Origin of the sequence: uncultured Campylobacter sp. (assembly GCF_938045225.1) — a bacterium.
GTDB lineage: Bacteria > Campylobacterota > Campylobacteria > Campylobacterales > Campylobacteraceae > Campylobacter_A.
In genome coordinates this window covers 1-8,088 of the sequence record NZ_CALINL010000166.1, presented here as the reverse complement: position 1 = coordinate 8,088, position 8,088 = coordinate 1, and the positions used below count along the sequence as shown (strand labels likewise).

Genomic DNA, 8,088 nt, shown 5'->3' with positions numbered 1-8,088 from the left:
ATTCGCAGAATTTATAGTAGCTAAAGCCCAAATTTAGCGCAAAAACAAGCGCGCACGCAAGGCAAAATACATAAACCTCGCGCGCGTTTTCAAAGATAGATTTACGCTGCGGCTTTTGCAAAATTTGGCTTTAGGCTTCGCATTTTAGGCGTTTTGGTTAAACTCCGCCACGTGCGCGGCGCCAAAACTTTTATCGACAAAGCGCGTAAATTCCTTCTGAAATATTACTTCTACCGTGCCGACCGGACCGTTTCGGTTCTTGCCCACGATGATTTCGGCGTCCTCTTCGATCTTATTAGGGACGAATTTACGCACGTACTCCTTGCCCTCGGCGTGCGCCTTTTTCTCGGCTTCTTTCTCCTCCTGCTCGCGGTAAACCTCGTCGCGGTAGACGAAAAGTATCATATCGGCGTCTTGCTCGATGGCGCCTGATTCGCGCAGGTCGCTTAGCATCGGGCGTTTGTTAGCGCGCGACTCCAGACTGCGGTTTAGCTGGCTAAGCGCGATGATAGGCATGTCTAGTTCGCGTGCTAGTAGCTTTAGTCCGCGCGAGATTTCGGCGATCTGCAGGTGGCGGTCGGAGAAATTTGACGTAGCCATCATGAGGCCGATATAGTCGATGACGCATAGAGTGATCTCTGGGTGGGCGGACTTGAGCTTGCGCATTTGCGTGCGGATCTGGTGGATGTTTACGTAGCCGCTATCATAGACGAAAAGCTTGCGGTTAGCCATATCTTCGCACGCATCGCTTAGACGCGACCACTCCTCGTCATCCATTTTAGCAGTCATTATGTTTTGCAGCGGGATCGAGGTTTTGGCGCTTAGCATACGCAGCATGATTTGCTCGGCAGGCATCTCAAGAGAGAAAAATACGACTCCGCCGCCGCGCATCAGCACGTGGTTCATCAAATTTAGACAGATCGTCGTTTTCCCCATACCCGGGCGCGCCGCGATGATGATGAGATCGCCGTGCTTAAAGCCCTTCGTCATCTCGTTTAGCTGGCGAAAGCCCGTGTCGATGCCCACGATATCCTTATCTTCGAGCAGTTTTTGCTTTTCTAGGTGCGCAATGACGTCTGCGATGATGACAGCAGCGTCCTTGATGGCGCCCGCACTCTGCCCGTCCACTAGCGAATAAAAACTCTGACTCAGCTCGTCCACCATATCGCGGCTAGGCTTATCCTCGCTCACTTTGCTAGGTATCTGGTGCGCGATTTTGACGAGGCTTCGCTTGATTGATTTTTCTTTGATTTCATTGGCGTACTTTTTGACGTCCAGGATCGAGTTCGTGCCGATGATCTCGCTCATCACGTTCTCGTCAAATTTACTTCCCAGCTTGGTTTTTAAAAATCCCGTTTCTACAGGCAAATTTTCATTTAGGCACTTTACCATCGCGTCGTAAACGTCGCCGTGAGCGCGCAGGTAAAAATCAAACGGACTTAGGATATCGAAAATCTCGCTTAGATTATCCGCGCTATAGATTATGGACGCGAGGATCGCGCGCTCCATATCTAGATCATAGAGATTGTGCATATCGATGTTTTCTTTTGCCATTTTTTATCCGTTTAAATTTTTTGTTTCGGCGCGTAATCTTCAAGATTAGCATCCGTGCGCTTTAAGGCTATTTGTAGTTTTGGAAAGGTTTTGTCGTTTGTGACGATCGCCTCACAGCCGCCCTCTAGCGCGCAAAAATACTGCAAAACATCCTCAAAGTCTATCTTGCGCCCAGATTTTAACTCGCTCTTTGCGTATTCGCACGCCAGCGATAGCCCATCATTAGATAGCGGTAGACATTTAAAATTTGACGTCCACGATAATGCGCTAAAAAAATCCAAAATAATTTCATCTGAAATTTTATAACATTTTTTTAGCACGTAAGCCACATCGCTTATACTACCGAATGAGTAACAAATAGTGTCACTAGCACTAAAATTTTCAAAAAGTTTAACGGCCGCCAAATTTAGAGCGCCTCTTTCTTCGACTAAAAAATCAATCAAAATATTGCTATCAAGGAAAATTTTAGCCATCTATGCCGTATCTTTTTTTCATATATTTTTTATCGGCGATTTTTAGCTCTTTTATATCGTCTAAATTTTGACCAGCCTTACCCTTTACTATGCCTGCAAATCGCATGATTTCAAGACTTGGCACGCTCTTTTTGCTTTTTAATTTATCGGCCGCAATTAGCTTTTTTACTTCGTTTGACAGCGTGGTAGCTATCGCGATTAGATCGCTTCTGTCGCTTGGTATTTCGATGTGAAATGTCGTAGTTTGCATGTTTTTCCTTTGATTTAGTGCGCCTGGCGAGACTTTATCTCGTCGTCGATCTCTAGTAAAAATCTATCGACTAGCTCGCTCTCGGGCAGCCTCGCGACCACCTCGCCTTTGCGCATTATCATGCCGTTTCCTTTGCCAAACGCTATCGCCACGTCAGCACCCTTCGCCTCGCCGATCGCGTTTACGACGCAGCCCATCACCGAGACGTTTAGCGGCTCTTTGATGTGCTTTGTTTTTTCCTCGACGAGCTTTACCGCAGCCATGAGATCAGCCTGCAAACGCCCGCAGGTCGGGCACGAGATGATATTTAGCCCCTCTTTTTGGCGGCCGCTATCTTTTAGGATCGCTTTTGCGACCTTGATCTCTTCTTCCAGCTCGCCCGTGATGCTAACTCGCATCGTGTCGCCGATGCCCTCCAGTAGCAGTCCGCCTAGCGCGATCGCAGACTTTATCGTCGCGTGAAAGCTAGTGCCGGCCTCCGTCACGCCCAGATGAAACGGATAATTTACCAGCGGCCGTAGTGCGCGGTATGCGGCCATCGTGCGCTCGACGTCGCTTGATTTTAGCGAGATTTTGATATCGGTAAAGTCAAAATCCTCGAGCAAATTTATGTTATAAAGCGCGCTTTGTACCATCGCTTCGATCGTGCGGCCGTATCTGTCCTCAAACTGCTTTTCGAGCGAACCTGAGTTTACGCCGATACGGATAGGCAGATTTCGCTGCTTGCACGCGTCCACGACGGCTTTGATGTTCTTTTTGGAGCCGATGTTTCCCGGATTTATGCGGATAGCGTCGACGAACTCGCTAACTATCACGGCGTAGTTGTGGTTAAAGTGGATATCAGCGACGACGGGCAACGGGCTAGCCTTCACGACCTCGCGCAATGCGGCGGTATCCTCTTTGTCAAACACTGCGCAGCGCACAATATCGCAGCCGGCAAAATAAAGCCGCTGTATCTGCTCTAGCGTGCCTTTTACGTCTTTTGTTTTACTAAACGTCATCGACTGCACCGAAATAGGCGCGTCTCCGCCTATTTTTACATCGCGGATTTTTATCTGTTTCGTGGGGTATCTTTGCAAATTTGGCCTTTAATTTTTGCGGGATTTTACTAAAAATTGGCTTGGGAAGAGATGAAAGCGGAGTAAAGCGGCGCAAAACCGCTTTGATTATTTTATTGGAGTTATTTTAGTATCTTTTCCCAAATGTATCTCTTCGCCTCCAACACATTTTGGATTTAATGTTTCTAGCGTTGCTAAAAATTCAGTTGTGTTTTTGTCGCCGATATCACCGTATTTTTGCTCAGCATAAAAATAAGGCGTTCCCTTATTTATACTATCTCTTGCGATACTATACCCGCCTATCTCTTTGGCGTTAAATTTTTCCAAATCAACCTTTACGTCCTTATCTACTATTAAAAAGCCTTTACCGCTTTTCTCTATTTCGCTTTTATCTGAAAACAAATCATATTTGTATTCATAGCTTACTCTTTTATATACCTTTACCTCGCCTTTAAAGTGCTTGATGCTACCCAAATCCGCCTTGCAGATTTCGCCTAGAGTCGTAGGCTCTCCGCAACCAATTAAGCTAAACGCGAGTGAGGCAGTAAAGCCTGCTAAAACAATCTTTGTTGTCATATTTTTCCCTTTAATAAAATTCAAAATTGAATTTTACAAAAAAAAAAAAAAAAAACGGAGCTTAAAATACCAAATCAATAACTTTATATAAAGTTTACATCACAGTATAGCATTAAAATATGCCATAGACTTTATTAATCAATCTTGGTGTTAAAGATGCATCTATTGGAGGTAAAATCCGCTTTTTATAAATACAGAATATCAAAACAAAATCTTTAAATAAATTTAAAAAGTAAAGTAGAATTATTGCCTGTGAATATTATTTTAAGTTTTTAACACAAAGAGATAAAATTAAATTTGAGCGCAAAACTCAAGCGGTGGTGTGGCAAAAGCAAGCCGGGTGATTTAAATTTTCGCAACGGAAGTTGCACATTGACAATAACCGAGCAAAAATTTAAACCAAGAACACATAATGAAGCGAGACAATACGCAAATATGAGGCGACGTATTTTTTGACGAGGGCGACTAAAATTCGGCGAAATTTCCAACGATGTATAAAGGAAAAAGAGGGGCCGCTAAGTGTTCAGATCAGGATAATCCCACGCATTATACTCATCGCTTAGATTATCATTCTCCGCACCCTTGCAGCACAGCCACTCTAGCCCGCCGCGCCTCTCCATCACGACCTCTTCATTAAGGCCTGCGCTCTTGGTGCCGTGCACGCGAGCATTGACGCATGCCCAGTGGTAGCGGTAGATGAGATCAAGCGCTTGCAAGATCTCATCCATACCGCGCATATTCACTCGTGCCGTAAAATCGCTACCAAAGGTATCCATCACTAATTCGCAGTCGCAGATGTCGCCAGGAAAGCTAAGCTCCTCCACAAGACCCATGCCCCACATCAACGCCCAAAGCGACTCGTATTTCCAGCCCATATTTACGGCCTCGTCGTAGCTCGCCTCGCCCTCTATGACGCGGCGTTCATTTGGCGTTAGTTTATTTATGCACTCAAATCGGTTAGTAAGAAAATTCTTTACGCCCCGCTTATCTTCATCCGTTAGCTCGCCGTTATCTCTGATCGTGCAAGCGCACATTATCGCGGCAAACGAGCAAATAGAGCGGGCGATAACCTCGTCCTTTTCGCGCGGCGTGACCTCGCCCGTCTCGTATCGTAGAGGCAAATGCTCTATAAAAGGCACGCCTTGCGATTTTAAGATTTCGATACTTATATCCTTGCGCTCCTGCGCGGTCTTGCCGATCTTTGAGGCGTTTGCGCTATTTTTGCCGCCTTTTTTGAAAAAATCGAAAAATGCCATATTTTCTCCTTTAAATTTAGGGTTGCATTTTACCCAATCTCCGCTTATAGCAGTATTTTACGCGGACATGGTTTGCTAAATTTAACGAGCACGCAAACGGATAAAATTGATTTGGCATAGATTGAAAAAGCAAAGTAAATTTCTAACGAAATAGTAAAAAGTAGAGATGAGAAAAACGGTCGCGAACGGAGAGATACCTAAATTTAGGCGTACCGCTCGCTAAAATATGCAAATTTTACTTAGCCGAGCAGCTTTTGCAGCACTCCAAAATCCTGCGAGCCGCATTTGAGGCTACGATTAGTCCCGCAGCAGACATTATTATATCTTTTAGTACCAGTCGTCCCGCACCCGATAGATACGGAAATCCGTGATTAGGGCTTTCGGTTATGCCAAGCGCCGGATTGCCTAGATTTGGCACCCAAGTCTCAGGCGTCGTTATCAAAAAGCTAAGCGTTACGATAGACATACCAAACGTCAGCAGCCCGCCGATAAGCCCTAGCTTAGGGAACCATATGCCAAGCAGCACGAGCGTGCCGATAGTGCAGATCATCGCGCCGATCAGGTACGAAACCGCGTAAGTACCGTTTTGTTTATGCCACTCGATGTTTTTAGGCACGACCAAGCCTTCCGGGTTTTTGTGTAGGTTATACTCGGCGACCATTTTGCCCTTGCCGTTATCTACGATATCTTTTTTGCTATACATATAGCTAAAAAACGGACTGTTGGTTACAAACGGCACAATACCGTCAGCCTCGTATTGCACGACTTTGAGTCCGCCTATCCACGCCATCACGATGAAAATCGCGACGCTAACGTAGTTTACGAAATATTTTTGCGAGCCTGCTAAGGCTTGTAAAAATTTTTGCATTAAGTTCCTTTAGGGTGATTTTTATAATTTTAATTAGACTGTATATTTAAGGCTAGATAAAATTATAACGGGATTATATATAAATCATATAAAATTCGGCTTAAAAAGATAAGCATTATCATAAATGGAAACTTTAATTACATTTTAGTTTTGATTTAAGTAAGATTTTAAATTCATAATATCTTTATCTGTAAATAGCCGCCAAAACACACTAAAGACTATTTAGTAGATTTGGCTGGTATATGTGAGCGGATTAATAGCAAAACTTACGTTAAATTTAAGACTTGATCTCTAGCTGCCAAAACCAAAACAAGCTCGTTTTAGCTGAAATTTTGACACCAAGCCGAATGTGAAATTTGATTTTACGAACCTTGCAAAACATTTAAGACGCTTTCTAGCCACCTAAATTAAACATCGAAAATCAAACGAAAAGAAATCAAATTTACGAGAAATTTATCGGATCCATATCGACGTCAAAGCCGTGCGAGGCGCAGATACGAGCGGCTTTTATAAGCGGAGCGTGAGAGGCACAACGCAGTAAAATCTCAAAACGGTATTTACCGCCGAGAATTTCGATCGCACACTTGCCGTGCCCGACTATCTCGAGCGAGGTTTCGGCGGCGCGCAAATTTTCAAGCTCCGCTACGCAAATTTCAAGCCTTTGCTTTGCCGCTTGCTCGCTTTTGTCGCTAACGATAACTCGTAAAAGCCTAGCAAACGGCGGATAAATCGGCTCACGCGCCGCAATCTCCTCAGCCAAAAACGCATCGTAGTCCGCGATAAAATCTTCAAAAAAATCACGCTGCCTGCTCTGCACGACCACGCGCCCCTCGCCCGAGCGCCCTGCCCTGCCAGCCACTTGCATCGCCAGCGCCAACGTCCGTTCTCGAGCGCGAAAATCAGGGAAATTTAGCAATTCATCAACGCCCATGATGACCGCAAGATCCACGTTGTGGTAGTCGTGCCCCTTGCTTAGCATTTGCGTACCGACGAGCGCGTCTATCTCGCCCGCGTTAAAGGCCTTTAGCGTCTTTTCAAGCTTGTTTTGCGTCGTGATCTCGTCGCGGTCGAATTTCTCGATCCTAGCTGCTGGAAACGCCGAGCGCAGGGCGTCCGTCAGCTCGTCGGTGCCGATTTTTTTTGCCTCGATCATCTCGCTACCGCACTTATCGCACGAGCACGTCGCAGCCGTCGTAAAGCCGCAATACTGGCACTTTAGCAGATTTCGCTTTTTATAAAAGCTCATCCCGACGCTACAAAACGGGCACTTTATCGTGCTGCCGCACTCACGGCACGACAGATAACGGAAGTTTGCGCGCGTCGGTAAAAATATGACCGCCTGCTTGCCGCCCGCAAAACTAGCCGTAAGCTCGCCCAGGATCACATCGCTTAGCCCCGTCTCGCTCTCGTCGTAGATAATTTTTTTCTCGCTTTTAAAAAACGTTCCTCTGAGCCTAAAATGCGGCTGTTTTTTAAAGCTCACGACGCTAGGAGTCGCGGAGCCGAGTACGACTTTGACGTCAAATTTGCTCGCTAAAAATAGCGCGAGGTCGCGGGCGTTATAGTGCGGATTTTGCGCAGATTTATAGCTGTCGTCGTGCTCCTCGTCGACGATGATGAGCCCGAGACGAGGCAGGGGGAGGAAGATCGCGCTACGTGTGCCGAGGACGACGGCGGGCTCCTCTAGGGAGGTCAGGCGCTGGTAGGTCTCTACGCGCAGCGCCTCGGAGAGGAGGCTATGGTAGGGGTAGTAGGCGTCGGGGAGGAGGCGCTCCAGGCGGCAGAGGACTCCTCGACCGTGACATCCCCGGCGCCGACGCTCACGTCGACGTCGATCCAGGTGGAGGCCGGGTCGACGATCGTCACGCCGGCGCGCATGTGGGCCTCGCAGATGCGGCGGTTCATCTCGGCGCCGAGTTCGGCCAGCTGGACGCGGTCGTTCGCGCCCGCGCTCTGCCAGTGGTCGGTGAGCTCGAGGGCGCCCGCGGTGCGCCCGGCAGGGGCCGCTGCCGCGAGGACGTCGGTCAGGTAGACCTCGCCCTGATCATTGTCG

At 47.0% G+C, this 8,088-nt stretch carries 8 protein-coding genes and 1 pseudogene; all 9 read right to left on the bottom strand.

The features are described from left to right. Window positions 1–144: 144 nt before the first annotated feature. Window positions 145–1,554, bottom strand: coding sequence for a replicative DNA helicase (locus Q0200_RS06230; protein ID WP_297939111.1), 1,410 nt, complete (start codon window positions 1,552–1,554; stop codon window positions 145–147). An 11-nt stretch (window positions 1,555–1,565) separates the two neighbouring features. Then, window positions 1,566–2,027, bottom strand: a complete 462-nt coding sequence (locus Q0200_RS06225) for a type II toxin-antitoxin system VapC family toxin (RefSeq protein ID WP_002946691.1) — start codon at window positions 2,025–2,027, stop codon at window positions 1,566–1,568. Continuing rightward, window positions 2,020–2,277, bottom strand: a complete 258-nt coding sequence (locus Q0200_RS06220) for a hypothetical protein (protein ID WP_297939107.1) — start codon at window positions 2,275–2,277, stop codon at window positions 2,020–2,022. Before Q0200_RS06220 ends, Q0200_RS06225 begins: the two co-directional genes overlap by 8 nt. A gap of 14 nt (window positions 2,278–2,291) precedes the next feature. Beyond that, window positions 2,292–3,356, bottom strand: coding sequence for a flavodoxin-dependent (E)-4-hydroxy-3-methylbut-2-enyl-diphosphate synthase (ispG, locus tag Q0200_RS06215; RefSeq protein WP_297939104.1), 1,065 nt, complete (start codon window positions 3,354–3,356; stop codon window positions 2,292–2,294). 87 nt (window positions 3,357–3,443) lie between these two features. After that, the gene (locus Q0200_RS06210) at window positions 3,444–3,911 is read right to left on the bottom strand and encodes a hypothetical protein (protein WP_297939101.1); all 468 of its coding nucleotides are present in this window, start codon (window positions 3,909–3,911) and stop codon (window positions 3,444–3,446) included. A 515-nt stretch (window positions 3,912–4,426) separates the two neighbouring features. Further along, window positions 4,427–5,167 (bottom strand): DUF4272 domain-containing protein, encoded by a 741-nt coding sequence (locus Q0200_RS06205; RefSeq protein WP_297939098.1) that lies wholly within the window; start codon window positions 5,165–5,167, stop codon window positions 4,427–4,429. Between the two features lie 235 nt (window positions 5,168–5,402). Next, a complete protein-coding gene (locus tag Q0200_RS06200) occupies window positions 5,403–6,035 on the bottom strand; it encodes a DUF417 family protein (RefSeq protein WP_002946673.1) in 633 nt (210 codons plus the stop codon). A 442-nt stretch (window positions 6,036–6,477) separates the two neighbouring features. Further along, entirely contained in the window at window positions 6,478–7,812 is a 1,335-nt protein-coding gene (gene priA / locus Q0200_RS06195; RefSeq protein ID WP_366118349.1) for a primosomal protein N', read from the bottom strand. Beyond that, window positions 7,746–8,088: pseudogene (locus Q0200_RS06190) on the bottom strand (hypothetical protein); the annotation flags it as partial. The gene priA and the pseudogene Q0200_RS06190, both read right to left, overlap by 67 nt.

What these genes read in the sequence shown, in the direction of transcription:
- Q0200_RS06230 (WP_297939111.1), bottom strand. Translation starts at nt 1,554, where the DNA reads ATGGCAAAAGAAAACATCGATATGCACAATCTCTATGATCTAGATATG.
- Q0200_RS06225 (WP_002946691.1), bottom strand. Translation starts at nt 2,027, where the DNA reads ATGGCTAAAATTTTCCTTGATAGCAATATTTTGATTGATTTTTTAGTC.
- Q0200_RS06220 (WP_297939107.1), bottom strand. Translation starts at nt 2,277, where the DNA reads ATGCAAACTACGACATTTCACATCGAAATACCAAGCGACAGAAGCGAT.
- Q0200_RS06210 (WP_297939101.1), bottom strand. Translation starts at nt 3,911, where the DNA reads ATGACAACAAAGATTGTTTTAGCAGGCTTTACTGCCTCACTCGCGTTT.
- Q0200_RS06205 (WP_297939098.1), bottom strand. Translation starts at nt 5,167, where the DNA reads ATGGCATTTTTCGATTTTTTCAAAAAAGGCGGCAAAAATAGCGCAAAC.
- Q0200_RS06200 (WP_002946673.1), bottom strand. Translation starts at nt 6,035, where the DNA reads ATGCAAAAATTTTTACAAGCCTTAGCAGGCTCGCAAAAATATTTCGTA.